Origin of the sequence: Microbacterium trichothecenolyticum, from assembly GCF_041938625.1 — a bacterium.
Lineage (GTDB): Bacteria > Actinomycetota > Actinomycetes > Actinomycetales > Microbacteriaceae > Microbacterium > Microbacterium trichothecenolyticum_D.
In genome coordinates, this window is the sequence record NZ_CP169427.1 from 348,325 (window position 1) to 367,609 (window position 19,285).

A 19,285-nucleotide genomic window follows, 5' to 3' on the forward strand; every position below is an offset into this window, starting at 1 on the left:
GGGGAGTACCCGCAGTGAGACGTGGGTCGCGTCAGCGGCCGGCGTCGTAGAGGTGGCGGCCGCCGTGGCTGACGACCTTCACGACGACACCGCGACGGTGCAGCTCCGCGACGGTGCGCGTCTCCTCGTCGATGTCGCGGCCGAGGGCGTGCACGTTCGCCACGACGAGCACGTCTCCGCGGACGAGTGTGCCGAACAGGCGCACGAGACGGTCCTCCCACGACTCGAGGGTCTCGGGCGCGGGGTGGCGGAAGCCTTCGATCGGCACGCCGAAGCGCGTGAGGTCGCCTCGCTGCTCGACCACGGAGGGCATGTCGTCGCGGGCGATCACGAGCCCGACGAGGCGTGAGCCGGCGGGCTGGGCCAGCCACCAGTTGCGGTTCTGCTGCAGTTCGGTGAAGCACTTGGGGCACTCGGCCGCCTGGTGCGGCAGATGCAGCGGCGCGGTGTCGGCCGCGACCGACCCCGGAGCCGGCACCGCGTGCGTGTGCGCGGCATCCGGCATCTTCGTCGTCTCGCTCATGTGAGGCCCCCTCGCTCGCTCCCCATTCTCTCACCCGGTTTCCCGCTCGTTGAGCGAGCTTGCGAGTCGAAACGCTCGAGCGCGGCGCACAATCCTTGGCTCAGTCGTCCTCGTCGTCCAGACGCAGCTCGAGGCTGAGCTGGTCGGCGTCGAGCTCGGCCAGGGCGTGCCGCAGGGCGGGCGTCGAGTACTCCCCGCCCGACGAGAGCTCGTTGAGGCGCCGGCGCATCGCCTCGATCATCGCGAGGCGGAGCTCGAGAAGGTCGCGGGTCGCCAGGCCCTCGGCGTCGTCGGGCGGGTCCACCATGCGGCTGCCGACGAGCGAGACGAGGTCCTCGGCGAACTCGGAGCGGTCGCGTCGGCGCAGTGCGGGATCCGACAGCGCCCCGATCGCCGCGCCGCGCAGCTCGTCGTCGAGCGCCGACTGCTCGGCCTTGTCGAGGCTGTCGTCGCCGGCCCTCTCGATCCGCAGCGCCTTCACCACCCATGGCAGCGTGAAGCCCTGCAGCATGAGGCTGCCCACGGCGACCGCGAACGCGATGAACACCAGCAGCGCGCGATCATCCGTGACGTCACTCGAGATCGTCTGCGCGGCAGCGAGCGTCACCACGCCGCGCATGCCGGCCCACACGATGATGGCGCCGTGCTTCCAGCCGAGCGGCGAGGCCTGGTAGTAGTCGAGGTCGCTGAGCGCCCGCGACACGCGCGTGCGCATCGACGAGAGCCGCCGCTGCGCGCGGGGGTCGTCCAACGACACGTCCCCGCGCCGACCGCGAGAGCGGGGATCGGGCACGGCCACGCCGTCCGCGATCTGGTCGAGCCGCGAGTTCATCGCCTCGAGGCGGGTGCGCTGCCGCCCGCGGGCGCGCCGGCTCTGCAGCCAGACCAGCAGCGAGACATACGCCGCACGCGCGGCGATGATGATCGCCAGCGCTCCCAGCGCGATCCCGAGGCCGGTGCCGAGGCCGTTGTGCTGCTCGACGTTCTGCGTGACGATGTCGCGCAGCTCGAGGCCCATGATGAGGAAGACGGCGCCCTCGAGCACCAGCTCGATCGTGTGCCAGTTGTGCTCATCGGATCGACGCTGCTCGGGTGTGAACCACCGCGCCGCGCCCTGGCCGGTCACGATCCCCGCGACCACCGCCGCGACGAGGCCCGATCCGCCCAGCTCCTCGGTGGGGATGTACGCGATGAAGGGCACCACGAAGCCGATCGCGGTGTTGGCCGCGGAGTTCTTGATGAGCGCCCGCAGCCGGAGGTTGAGCCAGCCCACGACCGCACCGACGACGACAGCCACCACGACGCCCCACGCGAACGCCGGGATGAACCCGAACCCGACGCGGGTGTCGCCGCCGACGCTGGTCGCGATCCCGACCGAGGCGATCATCGTGCGCAGCAGCACCAGCGCCGTCGCGTCGTTGAGCAGGCTCTCGCCCTCGAGCATCGTCACCACGCGGCGCGACACACCCAGGCGCTTGACGATGGAGGTGGCCACCGCATCCGTCGGACTGAGGATCGCCCCGAGCGCCACCGCGATGGCGGGATGGATGCCGGGGATCACGGCCATGAAGAAGAACCCGAGCAGCACCGAGCTGATGATGACGAGCAGGAACGACAGGCCCGCGATCGGGCCGAAGTCCCGGCGGAACTCGATGGCGGGGAGGGAGACGGCCGCGGAGTAGAGCAGCGGCGGCAGCACGCCGACGAGGATGAACTCGGGGTTGATCTCGGGGATCTCGACGAACGGCAGCAGGCTCACCGCGCCGCCGACGAGCACGAGGATCAGCGGCCCCGCGATCCCGAGCTTCGGGGCGACCGCCGTCGCGAGCGCGATGACCACGATCGCGATGATGACGACGACCAGGGCTTCCACGCCTCAGAGCCTATTGCGGGGCGCTGCCCACCCTGCTGACCTGCCGCGGGGTCAGAGCACGCCGAGCGCCCGGACCGCGTCGCGCTCCAGGGCGAGTTCGTCGACGGATGCTGCGACCCTGGCCCGCGCGCGATCGTCGAGGTCGAGTCCCTCGATGACGCGATAGCCGTGGCCGTCGCCGCGCGACGTCACGGGGAACGAGCACACCAGCCCCTCGGGAACGCCGTATTCGCCACGCGACACGACCGCCGCCGAGGTCATGCCGCGGCGGGTGCCGAGCTGCTCGTCGCGCACGTGATCGATCGCGGCGTTCGCCGCCGAGGCGACCGACGACGACCCGCGCACCTCGATGATCTCGGCGCCGCGCCTCGCTACGCGCGGGATGAAGACGTCGTCGAGCCATGCTCTCGCTGCGGCCTCGCCGCCGAGGCGCTCGGCCAGGGCATCGCGCACGTACGTCGCATCGGGCAGGGTCGCGTGCGAGACATCGGGGAACTGGGTCGCGGAGTGGTTGCCCCAGATCACGACGTCGGCGATGTCGCCCGCTGCGACCCCGAGCACCTCCGCGAGCTGGCCGACGGCGCGGTTGTGGTCGAGGCGCGTGAGGGCGGTGAAGCGCTCGGACGGGATGTCGGGTGAGGCGGATGCTGCGGCGATGAGCGCGTTCGTGTTCGCAGGGTTGCCCACCACGACGACGCGCACGGCGTCGTCGGCGACGGCGCCGATCGCCCTGCCCTGCGGGCCGAAGATGCCCGCGTTCGCCGCGAGCAGGTCGCCCCGCTCCATGCCGGCCGTTCGTGGTCGCGCGCCGACGAGCATTGCGATGCGGGTGCCGTCGAAGGCGGTGAGAGGGTCGTCGGTGACATCGACGTCGGCGAGCAGCGGGAACGCGCAGTCCTGGAGCTCGAGCGCCGCGCCCTCGGCCGCGCGCATGCCCTGGGGGATCTCGAGCAGCCTCAGCCGAACCGGACGATCCGGGCCGAGCATGTCGCCCGCTGCGATGCGGAACATCAGCGCGTAGCCGATCTGGCCTCCGCCGCCGGTGATGGTCACGGTCGTGGGTTCGCTCGCCATGCTCCCGAGCGTAGCCCCGCGCATTGTACTCATTCCTGCCGATTCGGGAATGGTTCCTGCTGAGCAGAGGACTGTCGGGGTACCGTGACGGCATGACGTTCAATGAGAACGCCAACGTCGGGGGGAACACGGCGAGGCGTCGAGGCGGCGGCGTGGCCGTGGCAGGCGGCGGCATCGCGGGCCTCGGCGCGATCGCGGTGATCCTGTTCCAGCTGTTCACCGGACAGGATCTCTCGAGCGTCATCCCCTCGCAGCCGCAGGTCGGATCCGGCGAGGAGTCCGAGATCCAGCAATGCGAGACGGGCGCCGACGCGAACGCGAACGACGCGTGCCGCCTCGCGGCCGGCAGTCTCGTGCTCGATCAGTACTGGGAGACCCAGGTGCAGGGCTATCGGGCGCCGCAGCTGGTCATCGTCGACCAGCAGACGAGCAGCGCGTGCGGCACGGCCTCCAACCAGACCGGCCCGTTCTACTGCCCTCCCGAAGAGACCGTCTACATCGATCCCACGTTCTTCGGCCTCCTGCGACAGCAGTTCGATGCGTCGGCCGGCGACCTCGCGCAGCTCTACGTCCTCGCCCACGAGTACGGACACCACGTGCAGTACATCGCGGGGATCATGGACCAGCACCCGAACAACGGCACCGGCCCCGACAGCAACGGCGTGCGCACCGAGCTGCAGGCGGACTGCTTCGCCGGCGCGTGGGTGGGCGACATGACCGAGCAGCGCGACGATAACGGCGTACCGTATCTCAAGGAGCCCACCCAGCAGCAGATCGCTGACGCGATCAACGCGGCCGGCGCGGTGGGCGACGACCACATCCAGCAGGAGTCCGGGGGCTTCGTGAACCCCGAATCCTGGACCCACGGTTCGAGCGAGCAGCGACAGAGCTGGTTCGAGACCGGCTACCGGAACGGTCCTTCCGCGTGCGACACCTTCGCCGTCTCGGGGGGAAGCCTATGAACGAACACCTCGACGACATCCTCTATCCGCCCATCGAGCCCTACGACACCGGCACGCTCATCGCCGGCGAGGGCAACCGCATCGCGTACGAGCAGAGCGGAAACCCCGAGGGAAAGCCGGTGGTGTTCCTCCACGGCGGACCGGGCGCCGGCACATCGCCCTGGCACCGCCGCTTCTTCGACCCCGGGCGGTACCGCATCATCCTGCTCGACCAGCGCGGCTGCGGCCGCTCCACCCCGCACGCGAGCGAGCCCGACGCCGACCTCCGCCACAACACCACGTGGCACCTCGTCGCCGACATCGAGCTGCTGCGCAAGAACCTCGGCATCGAGAGATGGCAGGTCTTCGGCGGCTCGTGGGGGAGCGCGCTCGCCCTCGCCTATGCCGAGTCGCACCCGCAGGCCGTCACCGAGATCGTGCTGCGGGGCATCTTCACGCTGCGCCGCCACGAGCTGGAGTGGTTCTACGAGGGGGGCGCGGCATCCATCGTCCCGGATCTGTGGGAGGACTTCATCGCCCCCATCCCGATCCTCGAGCGCTCGCAGCTCACGGAGGCGTACCACCGCCGGCTCGCCGACCCCGACCCGGCCGTGCACGTGCCGGCCGCCGTCGCGTGGTCGCGGTGGGAGGCCTCGAACCTCACGCTGCTGCCCGACGCCGAGCTCATCGAGGCGATGACGGAGCCGAAGGCGGCGGTCGCCTTCGCGCGCATCGAGAACCACTACTTCCTGCACGGCGGCTGGTTCACGCCGGATCAGCTGATCGCGCAGGTCGACCGCATCCGTCACATCCCCGCTGTCATCGTGCAGGGCCGCTACGACGTCTGCACTCCCGCGATGACCGCCTGGGACCTGCACCGCGCGTGGCCCGAGGCCGACTTCGTCATGATTCCGGATGCTGCGCATGCCGCGTCCGAGCCGGGCATCGCGTCCGCGCTCCGCGCCGCGACGGACCGCTTCGCCGAGGCGCCCGCCGAGTCTGCGCACGTCGAGACGTCGGCGGAGCCAGAAGCCGGCGAGGACCCCGAAGCCGAAGCCGACCCGCAGACCGAGCCGGAGCCGGAGGCGCAGACGGACGAACCCGACGAGCCGGAGCATCCCGAGTCCCAGTTCGAACCCGAGGACGTGACCGACCCCGCAGACCCGCCGGCCCCAGAGCCGGTGCTCCGTCGTGAACGCAACGGCAAGCGAGCCAAGAAGCGCAAGGACACCGCCGACCTCTGACCGAGGCGCCCGACCACGTTCCCGCTCGTTGAGCGAGCTTGCGAGTCGAAACGCCCGAGCGCGGTGCGACCGCTGACCCGAGGTGCCCACTCTGTCTCCCGCTCGTTGAGCGAGCTTGCGAGTCGAAACGCCCGAGCGCGGTGCGACCGCTGACCCGAGGTGCCCACTCTGTCTCCCGCTCGTTGAGCGAGCTTGCGAGTCGAAACGCCCGAGCGCGGCGCACACCCTCGCGCACTGCCGGGGGAACGCTCAGCCGCCCACTGGTAGGGTGGAGAACCTTGCAGCGCATTCTTGCGCTTCTCGCGTCGTAGAACGCTTCCCTCGCGCCGGCACCCGGACCCCGATCCGAAGAACCGCGCTGACATCTTTCGTACGGCGACCCGCGGGCGAGATACGCCCCGGCCACCGACAGGGCACTCGCGTGCCCGGAGAACATCCCCTCATGACCGAAACCTCGTTCGGCGCGCTCGGCGTGCCTCAGCCCCTTGTCGACGCGCTCGCCGCGGGCGGCAAGACCACCGCTTTCCCGATCCAGGTCGACACGCTCCCCGACACGCTCGCCGGCCGCGACGTGCTCGGCCGGGGCAAGACCGGCTCGGGCAAGACCCTCGCCTTCTCGATCCCGATGGCCGCGCGCCTCGGCGGCAAGCTCGCCGGCGGCAATCGTCGCAAGGGCCGCCCGCTCGGCCTCGTGCTCGCGCCGACGCGCGAGCTCGCGACGCAGATCGACGCGACCCTCGCCCCGCTCGCCAAGGCCTACGGCCTCACCACCACCACGATCTTCGGCGGCGTGAACCAGAGCCGCCAGGTGAACGCCCTCAACGCCGGCGTCGACATCGTCGTGGCGTGCCCGGGCCGCCTCGAGGACCTCATGAAGCAGGGCTTCGTGCACCTGGACGCCGTCGAGATCACCGTCATCGACGAGGCTGACCACATGGCCGACCTCGGCTTCCTGCCGGGTGTCACGCGCATCCTGAATGCGACGCCGGCCGGCGGCCAGCGTCTGCTGTTCAGCGCGACCCTCGACAACGGGGTCGACAAGCTCGTGAACCGGTTCCTGCAGAACGAGGTGCTGCACTCCGTCGACGAGGCGCACTCGCCCGTCGCCGCGATGACGCACCACGTCTTCACGCTCGCCGACGCCGACGCCAAGAAGGACGTCGTCAAGGCGCTCGCCTCGGGCATGGGCCGCCGCATCCTGTTCATGCGCACCAAGCACCAGGCGAAGAAGCTCGCCAAGCAGCTCACCGGCCAGGGCATCCCGGCCGTCGACCTGCACGGCAACCTCTCGCAGGCCGCGCGCGACCGCAACCTCGCGGCGTTCTCGTCGGGCGCCGTCAAGGTGCTCGTGGCGACGGATGTCGCGGCCCGCGGCGTGCATGTCGACGACGTCGAGCTCGTCATCCACGTCGACCCGCCGATGGAGCACAAGGCGTACCTGCACCGCTCCGGCCGCACGGCCCGTGCCGGTGCCGAGGGCGCCGTCGTCACGCTCGTGCTCCCCGAGCAGAAGCGCGACGTCTCGCAGCTGCTGCGCAAGGCCGCCATCTCGGTCGAGCCCGTCGCCGTGACGGCGACCTCGCCCGAGGTCGTGGAGCTCGTCGGCCAGGTCGCCCCGTACGTGAAGCCGGTCCCGGTCGCCGAAACGCCGCGCGGCACCAGCCAGGGCGCGAACGCCCAGCGCAAGCGCGCCGCGCGCGACGCACGCGAGACGGATGCTGCCGCCCCCGCCGGTCGCTCCGGCGGCCGTCGTCGTCGCGGTTCGGGCCAGGGCGGTTCGGGCCAGGGTGAGCGTCGCCAGCAGGCCGGGGGCGGTCAGCGCCGCGACGCCGCGACCGCGCACGACAAGGCCTCGCACCAGCGCCACGACCAGAGCGCGGGCCACTCGCGTTCGGCTCAGCCCGCCGGCAACCCCCGCACCCCCGGCCGCCGCGCCTCGTCCGGCGGCACCGGCAAGCTCATGGTCGGCTCGGTCGTCCGCCCCAACGGCACCAACCGCCGCGGCGGCCGCTGACCCCTCGCGCACGCTTCCCAGACGCCCCGTCGCTCCTGCGGCGGGGCGTCTTCGTTGTGGATGCCGCGACCGGGGGTCGCAGCATCCATCCCTCCCTCGCCAAAGGGCGGGGTCCGGTGTGTCTTTCGCCGCCCGGCGCCGCCGCCCGCTCGACATGTTCTGATCCACTCGACACGTCCGGTGCGCGCGAAACATCGCGACTCGTCCGGGACACCGCGACTCGACAGCGTGGCGTCTCGCGAGGGCGGATGCCGCGTGCCGCGCGCCGTGCCGCGCGCCGTGGGTTGCGGCATCCGTCGGTTGAGGGACGGGGCGCCCGCTCGACATGTTCCGATCCGCTCGACACGTCCGGTGCGCGCGAAACATCGCGACTCGTCCGGGACACCGCGACTCGACAGCGTGGCGTCTCGCGAGGGCGGATGCCGCGTGCCGCGTGGCGTGCCGCGCGCCGTGGGTGCGGCATCCGTCGGTTGAGGGACGGGGCGCCCGCTCGACATGTTCCGATCCACTCGACACGTCCGGTGCGCGTGAAACATCGCGACTCGTCCGGGACACCGCGACTCGACAGCGTGGCGTCTCGCGAGCGCGGATGCCGCGTGCCGCGCGCCGTGCCGCGCGCCGTGGGTGCGGCATCCGTCGGTTGAGGGACGGGCCGCCCGCTCGACATGTTCCGATCCGCTCGACACGTCCGGTGCGCGCGAAACATCGCGACTCGTCCGGGACACCGCGACTCGACAGCGTGGCGTCTCGCGAGGGCGGATGCCGCTGTGTGCGGCGGGCGCGGGTCAGATGCGGCGGCCGAGGATGAGGTCGGCGGCGACCTCGCCGATCACGATCGCGGGGGCGTTCGTGTGGCCGCGGATCACCGTGGGCATGACGGAGGCGTCGGCCACGCGCAGGCCGGCGACCCCGCGGACGCGGAGTTCGGGGTCGACGACGGATGCGGCATCCGTCCCCATCCGGGCCGTGCCGACGGGGTGGTAGAGCGTGTGGGAGTAGCGGCGCATCGACAACTCGGCGCGCTCGGCAGGCGTCATGTGCTCGCCGCCCTCGGGCTGCACCCAGCCGCCGGTCGTGACTGCGCCCAGGGCGTCGGTGTCGATGAGGCGCTCGCACTCCGCGAGACCCGCGAGCATCGTCTCGGCATCGATGCCGTCGGGGTCCGACAGGTACGCCGGGTCGATGAGCGGCGCTGCGGACGGGTCCGCGGACGCGAGCCGGATCGTGCCGCGGCTGCGCGGGCGGAGCAGGATCGCGCCCACCGTGAGCCCGTGCGCCGGCGTCGGTACGAGGCCCTCGCCGACGTAGGGCGCCGAGGCGAAGATGATCTCGATGTCGGGGAGCCCCTCCGGCGCGCCGGTGCGATCGGCGACGTCGGTGCGGACGAACCCGTAGGCCTCGCCGACGTTGGAGGTCAGCATCCCTTTCCGCGCCGCCAGGTACTTCACGAGCTCGGCGGGCTTCTCAGCGGCGAACAGCGTGCCGCCCTTCGCGGCCGGTGCGAGCCCGGCGACGAGGTGGTCCTGCAGGTTCGCGCCGACATCGGGCGCATCGACCAGGACGTCGATGCCGTGTTCAGCCAGGTGTTCGGCCGGACCGATGCCGCTCAGCATGAGCAGCTGCGGGGTGTTGATCGTGCCGCCGGCGAGCACGACCTCGCGCCGTGCGCGCACGTGGCGCGTGATCCCGTCGATGTCGACGTACACGCCGGTCGCACGCCGGTCGCCCTCGACCCCCGCGAAGGTCACGCGCCGCGCGTGCGCTCCGGTGACCACGCGCAGGTTGCGCCGCTTCTTCGCCGGGCGCAGGTACGCGTCGGCGGTCGAGGCGCGAGCACCGCGGCGCTGGCTCACCATCGTCTGCGAGAACCCCTGCGCCGCCGGCAGATTCGGCGGAGTCAACGGATGCCCCGCCTCGGCCGCCGCCGCCAGGAACGCGGCCGTGTGCGGCCGGGGGTCGCGCTGGTGCTCGACCGACTGCGGACCGTGCGCGCCCTGCGTCGCATCGGCCGGGTCGGACGTGCGCTCGACGCGCTGGAAGTAGGGGACCAGGGCGTCCCACGACCAGGTCGGGCCTGCAGCATCCGCCCATTCGTCGTAATCGGCGGCGAAGCCCCGGATCCACATCATCGCGTTGAGCGAGGACGACCCGCCCAGCGTCTTGCCGCGCGGCCAGTAGACGGTGCGGCCCTCGAGGCCCGGCTGCGGGACGGTGTCGTAGTTCCAGTCGTACGCGCCGCGGAACAGCTTCGAGAAGGCCGCCGGAACGTGCAGTTCGAGCGCCTTGTCGGGCCCGCCGGCCTCGAGCAGCAGCACCGAGACGTTCGGGTCCTCGCTCAGGCGGGCCGCGAGCGCGGCGCCCGCGGAGCCGGCGCCGACGACGACGTAGTCGGCCTCGAGTCCATCCGCGCCGAACCCGGCGGTCACGCCCGCATGGCCTTCGTCAGGGTTTTCACGAGTCCGGGGAGCCTGCCGTCGACGAGGTACCGCGTGAGGCCGGCGCAGACCTCGGCGCCGGTGCGCGAGCTGAGGAACCACGGGGGCGTCGGCAGGATGCTGAAGACGCCTTTGCCGATCGAACGCGGGAACGGGCGGAACGGGCCGCGCGCGACCGACCGCTCGACGCGGTCCAGCAGCAGCGCGTTGTGCACGACGCCGATGCCGCTCGACACGTCGGCGAGGGTCGCCCCCGGGAAGCCGCCCCACGTGAGGCGCGCCGTGAGGAAGTTGAAGGCCGTCCACGTGTTGATCGCGATGTCGCCGTAGCGGAGGTCGGCCATCGCGCGCTCGAACCCGTCGCCGAGCGCCCGCTCGGTGACCGGGTCGATGATGACGTTCGCGCCGAGCGTGCCGGTGAGCTTGTCGTTGGCGTGCGCGACCGCCGCGTCGAGGAACTCCTGGCCCGTACCGCCCACCAGAGCGACCCCGAGGATCGGCGCGAAATACTCGACGGTCTCGACCGGGTCGGCGCCCTCGCCCTGGCCGACGTCGACGATCGCGCGCGTGCGGTCGGCGCTCCACACAGCGTCAGGATAGGCGGATGCTGCGGCCTCCAGCCGCTCGTCGCTCCGGGGGTACCAGACCGGGCGCTCCGGGGCTGCGGCGTACGCCGTGTGGAGCTCGCGCAGGAACTCCTCGCGCTGCGGCCAGTCGGAGCTCACGATCACGACCTGGCCCGCGATGCAGTTGTGTCCCGCGTTCACGAGGCGCATCGTCGCGACGTGCTGCGCCTGGTATGTCAGGTCCGCCGCTGTCCAACGGCCGGGCACCACGATGATGGGAGAGACGCCGCCGAGTTCCGCCGTGATCGGCACCGGGAGCTTCGGGGTTCCGGATTCGCGGGCGGCCGCAGCATCCGTTCCCGTTCCCCACACGATCGCGTCGAACGTCGCCGCCGAGCCGGTGATGTGCACGTGGGCGAAGCGCGGGTGCGAGGTGAGGTAGGCGCCGGTCGCGGCGCCGCCGCGCACGATGCGCACGAAGCCGGGCTCGATGAGCGCGGCGAGCGCGCGCTCGAACACGGGCACGAGGGCGTCCTGGGTCGGGTTGACCTTGAGCAGCGCCACGCGGTTGTGCGCGAACAGCTCGTACAGCACGTCGGCGATCGGGATCGACGTGACGTTGCCCGCGCCGAGCACGAGGCCGACGCCGCCCGACTCGGTCGGGGTGAGCTGCGCGAGGCCCGCTGCGCGGGTCGCCTCGCTCGCGGAGACGCCCGGCTCGAACCACACCTCGCCGGTGAACCCCGACAGCAGGAACTTCTCGGTGCCGTTCAGCGGGAACGTGTGCGCGCGCACCCGTCCTCCCGGCGCCTCGTCGAGCGCGACGCCGTCGAGCGGACTGCGGCCCTTCGCGAGCGCCTCGAGCGTCTCGCGCAGCGCGTCGAGCAGTCCGATGACGGCATAGGGTCCGCCGAGCCACTCTTCTCCGGACAGCGGATGTCCGGGCGTCAGGCCCTTCGACATCGTCGCCGTGTCGGCCCACTCCTGCGCGACGGCGCCGACCGCGTCGCGGACACGACCCAGCAGGCGCGCCCGCTGGTCGAGCGTGAGGGCCACCCACACCTTCGCGCCCGCGTCGAGCCGATCGAGATCGGCGTCGAGCGCTGCGCGCTCGTCGGCGGGAAGGGCCGGCGCGGGCGGGCGCTTCGCCGGCGCCTTGCGCGGCTTCGCGGGGGTCGCGGAGGAGGTGGGGGACATGTGTTCTCCTTCGAACTCGCGCGGCGGCTCCCGCTCGTGAGTCCGTCACGGGGCATCCTACGTCACGCCGCCCGGCACTCGGTGTCAGCCGGACTGCGACTGGGTGTCGTGGCGATCGATGTCGGCGCGGCGCAGCGGGTACCGGGCGAGGGTGAGCAGGCTGACGCCGATCAGCACCGCCGGCGCGAGGCTGAAGCTCACGACGATGCCCGTGATCGCGGCATCCGGCTGCACGGTGACGCTTCCCGCCAAGACCTGGGTGCCGGTCGACGAGACGTACCCGGTCACCGCGAGGATCACCGCCAGCGTCGTCGCGCCGAGCGCGAACCCCACGGTCTCGCCGGCGGTCCATACTCCGCTGAACGACCCGGCTCGGCCCGGGCCGTGGGTGCGCTCGTCGTGGGAGATCACGTCGGGCAGCATCGCCATCGGCAGCGACTGCATGCCCGCGTACGCGATGCCGGCGACGCCGACGGGTACGTAGATCCAGTCGCCCGGCGCCCACAGCATGCCGAGGATCGACAGCGCCGCCACCGCGAACACGACGCTGGCGATGGTGAACGTGCGCTCCTTGCCGATGCGCCGCGCCACGACGCCCCACGCGGGCGCGGCGAGCAGCGCCGGCGCGATGAGCGCGACGAACAGCAGCTCGACCGCGGCCTGCGAGTGCAGCACCCACGTCGCGACATACTGTGCGCCCGCGAGCATGAGCCCGGTCGCGAGGGCTTGGAGCACGAAGGTGGCCAGCAGCAGCCGGAACGGCCGGCTGCGCCTGAGTGCGCCGATCCCTTCCGCGAAGTGCTCCCGGATCCCCGCGTTCGCAGCACGCGCCCCGCCGTCTTCCGGCGAGAGTACAGCTGGTCGCCGAGATGCTGGTTCGTTCCCACCCTCTCGTCGACCAGCTGTACTCTCGCGGATCGGCGGAGGGGGGACGGATGCTGCGCGCCTGGCGACGCCCGTGGCAACCAGCATCCCGATCCCGATCACGACACCGCACACGACGCCCATGACGAGGTGCTGGACGAACGGGTCGTCCGACACGCGGCGGAGGGCCGGACCACCCGCGCCGAACAGCAGGATCGCGAGGGTCAGCACCACCACGCGCCAGGTCAGCAGGCGCGTGCGCTCGTCGTACCGCGGAGTCAGCTCGGCGGGAAGCGCGATGTACGGCACCTGGAAGAGGCTGAACGCCGTCGCCGTCAGCGTGAACGCGACGAGCACCCAGATGCCCGCGACCACCGGTCCGAGCGAAGGCGGCACCGCGAACGTCAGCGCGAACAGCACGGGCAGCGCGAGTGCGCCGATCAGCATCAGGCGTCGCCGGCTGCCGTGGCGTGCCAGGTCGCGGTCGGTGAGCGCCCCGATGACCGGGTCGATCACGACGTCCCACACTTTGGCGACCGTGATGACGGCCCCGGCCGCGAGCGCCGCGACCCCGAGCGAGTCGGTGAGGTAGTACGTCAGCACGAGCCCCGGCAGCGTCGCGAACCCGCCCGTGCCGAGCGACCCGGTCGCGTAACGCGCGATGGTGCCGCGGCCGAGCCGGGCGGAGGTGGATGCCGGAACCCCAGTCGCCGGCGGAGCCTCGTTGCTCATCGCGCCAGTGTAGGTCAGCGCCGCCCCGCGCTTCGCCCGCGAGAGTACAGCTTGTGGACGAGGGGTAGGGAACGCCCCAGCATCTCGGCGACCCGTTGTACTCTCGCCGGCTGCGGCGAGGTGCGCCTGGTCAGGGCTCCGCGCGCACCGCGGCCTCCACCGCGCGAAGCCCGGCGAGCGTCTCGGCGAACGACGTCGACAGGGGGGAGAGGCCGATGCGGAGGCCGCCGGGGTCGCGGTAGTCGGGGATGACGTCCTGCGTCCAGAGCCGCGCGGTCACCGCGCGCATCGACGGATGCGACAGCGTCACGTGGCCGCCGCGCTCGGCGGGATCGCGGGGCGAGGCCACCGTGACGCCGAGCGGGGCGAGCAGCTCGTCCGCCACACGCACCGCGAACTCGGTGAGCGCGACCGACTTGGCGCGCACGGCCTCGATGCCGACCTCCTCGAGCAGGGCGAGGGTGTCCTGCATCGCGAGCATGCCGACGATCGGCGGCGTGCCCGACAGGAAGCGCCGCATCCCGTCCGCCGGGCGGTACGAAGGCCCCATCGCGAACACGTCGGCCGTGCCCATCCACCCTTGGATGGGCTGGGCCAGCCGATCCTGCAGCCGCGACGCGACGTAGGCGAACGCCGGCGAGCCGGGCCCGCCGTTGAGGTACTTGTAGGTGCAGCCCACAGCGAGGTCGACCCCCCACGCGTCGGCCTCGACCGGCACCGAGCCCGCGGAGTGGCAGAGGTCCCACAGGATGAGCGCGCCGGCGTCGTGGGCGATGCGGGTGAGGGTCGCAGCATCCGCCAGATATCCGGATCGGTATGCGACGTGCGAGAGCAGCACGACCGCCGTCTCGGGGCCCACCGCCTCGCTCAGCGCCGACGCGGAGACCCCGCCCGCGAGATCGACGTCGATCCAGCGCACGCGGCCGCCGCGCTCCGCGGCGATGCCCTCGACCAGGTAGCGGTCGGTCGGAAAGTTGTCGCGGTCGACGACGATCTCGACCCGCGCGGGATCGGCGGCGACCGCGGCGTCGAACGCGGCCCGCAGCAGCTTGTAGAGGAGCACGGTGGTCGAGTCGCCGATCACCGTCTGCCCCGCGGCGGCGCCGATCGCCGCGCGGCCGACGGCGTCGCCGATCTCGAAGGGCAGCTGCATCCACGACTCGTCCCACCCGCGGATGAGGCGCCCGCCCCACTCGTCGCGTGCGAACGCGCCCAGTCGCTCCACGCTCGCGCGCAGCGGACGCCCGAGGGAGTTGCCGTCGAAGTAGACGAGCGACGTCTCGGCTCCGACGAACGCGTCACGGTGGGCGCGCAGCGGGTCGTCGGCATCGAGAGCGGATGCTGCGTCCTCGAGCCCTTCGGCGACGGCCGCCGCCGCGGGGTCAGTGGTCGTCATGGATGAGCTCCTCGGTGGGGACGACGGTCGCGCCGCGCAGCCACTCGGCGACCTCGTCGAGTTCGGCGGGCGGCGGCCCGGGGACGAAGGTGCAGACGCCGGAGGGCGGGTCAGCCAGCGGCCAGGGATCCGCCAGAGCTGCGATGAGCGCGGCACCGCGGATGCCCGCGCGGTCGAGCGCGGCGACCTCGTCGGGGTTGACGCCCACCGGCTGATCGCCGTTGCCGAGGTCGGTGCCGTAGAGCACCCGCCCGCCTGCGGCGGCGAACCCGGCGAGGTTGACCCGGGCGAAATCGCCCGCTTCCTCATCCCCCGCGTGGATCGCGAGCGTCGAGATCCACACCTGGCCGGCCTTGACCGCGTGGGCGGTGAAGGTCCGGCCGACGAACCCGCTGAAGGGTGTGTGGGCGAAGCCGTCGACCCCTGCGTCGAGCGCGAGCTGCGGCATCCCGTGGCCCTCCGCATGCGCGACGACCGGCAGTCCGCGTTCGCGTGCGACCTCGACGATCGCGGCCAGCGCCGCCGCGTCGAGCACCGGTCCCGCGACGCTGTTGAGCGAGGCCTTGATGACGGAGGCCCCGAACGAGGCCTGCTCGTCGACCGCCGTGGCCGCGCCGCCGGCGACGCCCGGATGGGTCGAGGCGTCCGCGATCTCGCGCGCGATCTCGGCCGGCGCCCACGGACGCCCGACCGGGTAGCCGCCGACCGCCGTCAGAAACGCGCCGGCATATGCCACGCGCGGAATGCCGTGGTTCTCCCGTCGTGCCAGAGTCACCGGGTCGCCGCCGAGGTCGACGACGCCGGCGATGCCGCCCGCGGCCAGAGCGCTCTCGTCGATGAGGTGCAGGTGCACGTGGTGATCGGTGAACGGAGGCAGCGAGACGCCGTGCTCGCCGGTGATGGCGCGGTGGCAGAGCGCCGCGTCCGGGCCGAGGAGTTCGCGCAGGGCGTCGGGATCGTGCGACATCACAGCTCCGTCCGCACGGCGTACAGCTCGGGGAAGAAGGTGAGATCGAGCGCCCGCTGCAGGAACGGCACGCCGCTCGAGCCGCCGGTGCCGGTCTTGAAGCCGATGATCCGCTCGACCGTCTTGAGATGCCGGAAGCGCCACAGCTGGAAGTTGTCCTCGAGGTCGACGAGCTCCTCGCACGTCTCGTAGGCCGCCCAGTGGGCCTCGGGGTCCCGGTAGATCTCGGTGAACACCGGCACGAGCTCCGGCGTGTAGGTCCACGCCTTCGTGACGTCCCGCTCGAGCACCTCAGCGGGGATCGGATAGCCCGAGCGGGCGAGCATGCCGAGGAACTCGTCGTACAGACTCGGCGCGTCGAGCGCCGCGCCCACGAGCGCGTGCGCGGCGGCGTCGGAGGCGAACACCCGCAGCATCGCGGCGTTCTTGTTGCCCAGCATGAACTCGACCGCGCGGTACTGCGCGGACTGGAAGCCGCTGGCGTTGCCCAGCACGCCCCGGAACTGGCCGTATTCGGCCGGGGTGAGGGTCGCCAGCACCGACCACTGCTCGGTGAGGGTCTTCTGGATGTGCTTGACGCGCGCGATGCACTTGAGCGCGGGGGCGAGCTGGTCTTCGCGGAGCAGACGGCAGGCGGCGCCGAGCTCGTGCAGCACGAGCTTCAGCCACAACTCCGTGGTCTGGTGCTGCACGATGAACAGCAGCTCATCATGATGCTCCTGCTTGCCGCCGCTGCCGCTGAGCGGCCGCTGGGCCGACAGCAGGGTCGCGAGATCGAGATAGCCGCCGTAGCTCATGCGGTCCTCGAAGTCGGTGACGACAGATCCCTCGATCGCCCGGGTATTGCGTTCGACGCTCACGGCCTCAGCCTAATTCGGACGGATGCCGCGGCGTCAGGGTGTCACGATGGTTCGAGGCGTTTCGACTCGCAAGCTCGCTCAACGAGCGGGGGTGCGGGCTCGCTCAACGAGCGGGGGTGCGGGCTGGCACACGGGCGAGGGTGCGGGCTCGCTCGACGGGCGAGGGTGCGGGCTCGCTCAACGAGGGTGCGGGCTGGCACAACGAGCGGGGGTGGGGGCTCGCTCAACGAGAGTGCGGGCTGGCACACGGGCGAGGGTGCGGGCTCGCTCGACGAGCGGGAGTCACCGGCCTCAGATGAGGGAGAGTTCGCGCAGCTTCGCCTCGACGTCGGCGTTCGACGGCTCGACGTGGTGCGAGGCATCCGGGTACACGACGACGGGGATGTTGGTCCGGCCCGAGATGTCGCGCGCGACATCCGCCGCGGCGGGGTCGGCCACCAGGTCGACGTAGGTGTACGAGATGCCGAGCGCGTCGAGCTGCTTCTTGGTGCGGATGCAGTCGCGGCACCAGTCGGCGCCGAACATCGTGAGGGTGGAGGGGGAGGACGCGGGGGAAGTCACCCTTCCATTCTCAGGGATGGATCCTGGACGAGGGCCGTGCACCGTCCGGGGTGCGCGCCCGTGCATCGGCCGATGGTGTCCCCTGCGTCGGCTGAACGCGGAGGCGCCGATTCACCGGCGCATGGGAGGATAGCCCGCGATGCAGTTGTCGATCGTGGTTCCGACGTACAACGAGGCTCCGAACATCGCGGAGCTCGTCCGGCGTGTCACCGCCGCGGTCCAGAGCCGGGGCGGGCTCGACGCCGAGATCATCTTCGTCGACGACAGCACGGACGCCACTCCCGACGTGATCCGCGAGGTCGCGGCATCCGCTTCCCTGCCCGTCCGGCTGATCCATCGCGATCGTCCCGTCGGCGGCCTCGGCGGAGCCGTGATGGAGGGCTTCGCGGCGGCCGAGACAGACGCCTGTCTGGTCATGGACGCCGATCTGCAGCATCCGCCGGAGGAGATCCCCGCGCTGTGGCACCGCTACTCGCGCGGCGACGTGGATCTCGTGATCGCGTCGCGGTATGCCGGCGGCGGCACCTCCGGCGGCCTCGCCGACCGCACCCGGGTGATGGTGTCGAAGGGGTCGACCGCGGTGACGCGCGCGATGTTCCCCATCCGGCTGAAGGACGTCTCCGACCCGATGACCGGGTTCTTCCTCATCGACCGGCGCACGATCGACTCCGAGCAGATGCGCCCGCGCGGCTTCAAGATCCTGCTGGAGATCCTCGCGCGCCGGCCGATGCGCGTGGCCGAGATCCCGTTCGACTTCGCCGACCGCCACGCGGGGGAATCCAAGGCGTCGGTGCGGCAGGGTCTGCACTTCCTCACGCAGCTGACCGCGCTTCGCTTCGGCAAGATGTCGCTGTTCGCCGTGATCGGCGGGCTCGGCGCCGTCGCCAACGTCGCGATCGTCTGGGCGCTCACGTACTGGGGCGTGGACTACATCGTGGCCGCGATCGTCGCCGCCGAGGTCACGATCATCGGCAACTTCCTGCTCCAGGAGCGCTTCGTCTTCCAGGACATGCGCGAGAACGCGTCGGGTGTCTGGCTGCGCTTCGCGAAGTCGTTCAGCTTCAACAACGCCGAGGCCGTGATCCGCATCCCCATCGTTGCGATGATGGTCTCGACCGGACACATCTCGGCGGTCGTGGCGACGGCGATCACTCTCGTGGTCGCGTTCTTCCTCCGCTTCCTCTTCCACTCGCTCGTCGTGTACGCGCCCCGCAAAGCGGGCGTGGAACCGAGCCCCGCCCGTCGCTTCGTCGAGGAGCTCGACCACGAGGCCATGCAGCCCGGCGAGCTCTAGATTCCGGATGCCTCGGCCCGCGGCATCCGTTCATCTCCTCAGTCCGCGAGGCGCAGCGTCTCGGCGTCCTGCACGTAGCGCTCGCCCGTGTCGGGGCAGACCCACTCGTCGCCCTCGCCCCGGAGCGGCTTGCCGGCGCGTCCGACCCAGCCGACACGGTGCGCCGGCACTCCCACGACCAGCGCGTACGGCGGGACGTCCCTCGTGACCACGGCGCCGGCCGCCACGAGCGCCCATTCGCCGATTGTGACCGGGGCGATGCACACGGCCCGCGCGCCTATCGATGCGCCGGTGCCGATCGTCACGCCGACCTGGTGCCAGTCCTGCGAGGTCTTCGGGCTGAGGTCGGGATTGACTGCCCGCGGGAACTCGTCGTTCGTGAGCACGGCGGCAGGGCCGACGAAGACGCCGTCGCCCAGCCTCGCGGGCTCGTACACGAGCGCGTGATTCTGGATCTTGCAGGCGTCGCCGAGCACGACGCCCGGACCGATATAGGCGCCGCGGCCGATGTTGCAGTCGGCGCCCAGAACCGCCGCCTCGCGGATCTGCGCCAGATGCCACACACGCGTACGGGCACCCAGCCGGGCACTTTCCGCCACATCGGCTGATGCGTCGATCATCGTGGAATCGTCCATTGTCCTCTTCCCCGCTTCGTCGCTCGGGTTCCATTGTGCGACGCGATGTGGTTATACTGCGCGCGGGACCCTCCGCGGGCACTGGGGAAGTATCGCACGCGGATGTCTT

Annotated in this window: 14 protein-coding genes and 1 pseudogene; 4 read left to right on the top strand and 11 right to left on the bottom strand. The window is 71.6% G+C overall.

Going from position 1 to position 19,285, the window contains the following annotated elements:
- Window positions 1-31: 31 nt before the first annotated feature.
- The 3 genes from ACEYYH_RS01675 to ACEYYH_RS01685 form a co-directional block, all read right to left on the bottom strand.
- On the bottom strand, window positions 32-523 hold the full coding sequence (locus tag ACEYYH_RS01675) for a recombinase family protein (protein ID WP_374976565.1): 492 nt from the start codon (window positions 521-523) through the stop codon (window positions 32-34).
- A 100-nt stretch (window positions 524-623) separates the two neighbouring features.
- On the bottom strand, window positions 624-2,396 hold the full coding sequence (locus tag ACEYYH_RS01680) for a cation:proton antiporter (protein WP_374976566.1): 1,773 nt from the start codon (window positions 2,394-2,396) through the stop codon (window positions 624-626).
- Between the two features lie 51 nt (window positions 2,397-2,447).
- Window positions 2,448-3,470, bottom strand: coding sequence for a malate dehydrogenase (locus ACEYYH_RS01685; RefSeq protein ID WP_374976567.1), 1,023 nt, complete (start codon window positions 3,468-3,470; stop codon window positions 2,448-2,450).
- A 92-nt stretch (window positions 3,471-3,562) separates the two neighbouring features.
- Between ACEYYH_RS01685 and ACEYYH_RS01690 the strand changes: the two genes are divergently transcribed.
- The 3 genes and pseudogenes from ACEYYH_RS01690 to ACEYYH_RS01700 all read left to right on the top strand — a co-directional run bounded on the left by ACEYYH_RS01690 (window position 3,563) and on the right by ACEYYH_RS01700 (window position 7,669).
- Window positions 3,563-4,432, top strand: coding sequence for a neutral zinc metallopeptidase (locus tag ACEYYH_RS01690; protein ID WP_374976568.1), 870 nt, complete (start codon window positions 3,563-3,565; stop codon window positions 4,430-4,432).
- A pseudogene (gene pip, locus ACEYYH_RS01695) lies at window positions 4,429-5,394 on the top strand (prolyl aminopeptidase); the annotation flags it as partial. The gene ACEYYH_RS01690 and the pseudogene pip, both read left to right, overlap by 4 nt.
- Before the next feature lie 703 nt (window positions 5,395-6,097).
- Entirely contained in the window at window positions 6,098-7,669 is a 1,572-nt protein-coding gene (locus ACEYYH_RS01700) for a DEAD/DEAH box helicase (RefSeq protein WP_374976569.1), read from the top strand.
- A 785-nt stretch (window positions 7,670-8,454) separates the two neighbouring features.
- On the opposite strand, the gene ACEYYH_RS01705 is transcribed toward ACEYYH_RS01700, so the two are convergent.
- The 7 genes from ACEYYH_RS01705 to ACEYYH_RS01735 form a co-directional block, all read right to left on the bottom strand.
- Entirely contained in the window at window positions 8,455-10,095 is a 1,641-nt protein-coding gene (locus ACEYYH_RS01705; protein ID WP_374976570.1) for a GMC family oxidoreductase, read from the bottom strand.
- Window positions 10,092-11,867: an aldehyde dehydrogenase family protein gene (locus tag ACEYYH_RS01710; protein WP_374976571.1), complete on the bottom strand. Its 1,776-nt coding sequence runs from the start codon at window positions 11,865-11,867 to the stop codon at window positions 10,092-10,094. The genes ACEYYH_RS01705 and ACEYYH_RS01710 overlap by 4 nt, the downstream gene beginning before the upstream one ends.
- 84 nt (window positions 11,868-11,951) lie before the next feature.
- On the bottom strand, window positions 11,952-13,463 hold the full coding sequence (locus ACEYYH_RS01715) for an MFS transporter (RefSeq protein ID WP_374976572.1): 1,512 nt from the start codon (window positions 13,461-13,463) through the stop codon (window positions 11,952-11,954).
- A 130-nt stretch (window positions 13,464-13,593) separates the two neighbouring features.
- Window positions 13,594-14,859 carry a kynureninase gene (locus ACEYYH_RS01720; protein WP_374976573.1) on the bottom strand — a complete coding sequence of 422 codons (1,266 nt, stop codon included), beginning with the start codon at window positions 14,857-14,859 and terminating at the stop codon, window positions 13,594-13,596.
- Window positions 14,846-15,826, bottom strand: coding sequence for a hypothetical protein (locus ACEYYH_RS01725; protein WP_374976574.1), 981 nt, complete (start codon window positions 15,824-15,826; stop codon window positions 14,846-14,848). The genes ACEYYH_RS01720 and ACEYYH_RS01725 overlap by 14 nt, the downstream gene beginning before the upstream one ends.
- A complete protein-coding gene (gene kynA / locus ACEYYH_RS01730) occupies window positions 15,826-16,686 on the bottom strand; it encodes a tryptophan 2,3-dioxygenase (RefSeq protein ID WP_374976575.1) in 861 nt (286 codons plus the stop codon). The genes ACEYYH_RS01725 and kynA overlap by 1 nt, the downstream gene beginning before the upstream one ends.
- Before the next feature lie 291 nt (window positions 16,687-16,977).
- Window positions 16,978-17,211, bottom strand: coding sequence for a glutaredoxin family protein (locus tag ACEYYH_RS01735; RefSeq protein ID WP_116196883.1), 234 nt, complete (start codon window positions 17,209-17,211; stop codon window positions 16,978-16,980).
- Window positions 17,212-17,386: 175 nt separating this feature from the next.
- On the opposite strand from ACEYYH_RS01735, the gene ACEYYH_RS01740 reads away from it, so the two are divergent.
- Window positions 17,387-18,541 carry a glycosyltransferase gene (locus ACEYYH_RS01740; protein WP_374976576.1) on the top strand — a complete coding sequence of 385 codons (1,155 nt, stop codon included), beginning with the start codon at window positions 17,387-17,389 and terminating at the stop codon, window positions 18,539-18,541.
- Window positions 18,542-18,579: 38 nt separating this feature from the next.
- Here the strand turns inward: ACEYYH_RS01740 and ACEYYH_RS01745 are convergent, their stop codons facing one another.
- The gene (locus ACEYYH_RS01745; protein WP_374976577.1) at window positions 18,580-19,161 is read right to left on the bottom strand and encodes an acyltransferase; all 582 of its coding nucleotides are present in this window, start codon (window positions 19,159-19,161) and stop codon (window positions 18,580-18,582) included.
- Window positions 19,162-19,285: the final 124 nt, after the last annotated feature.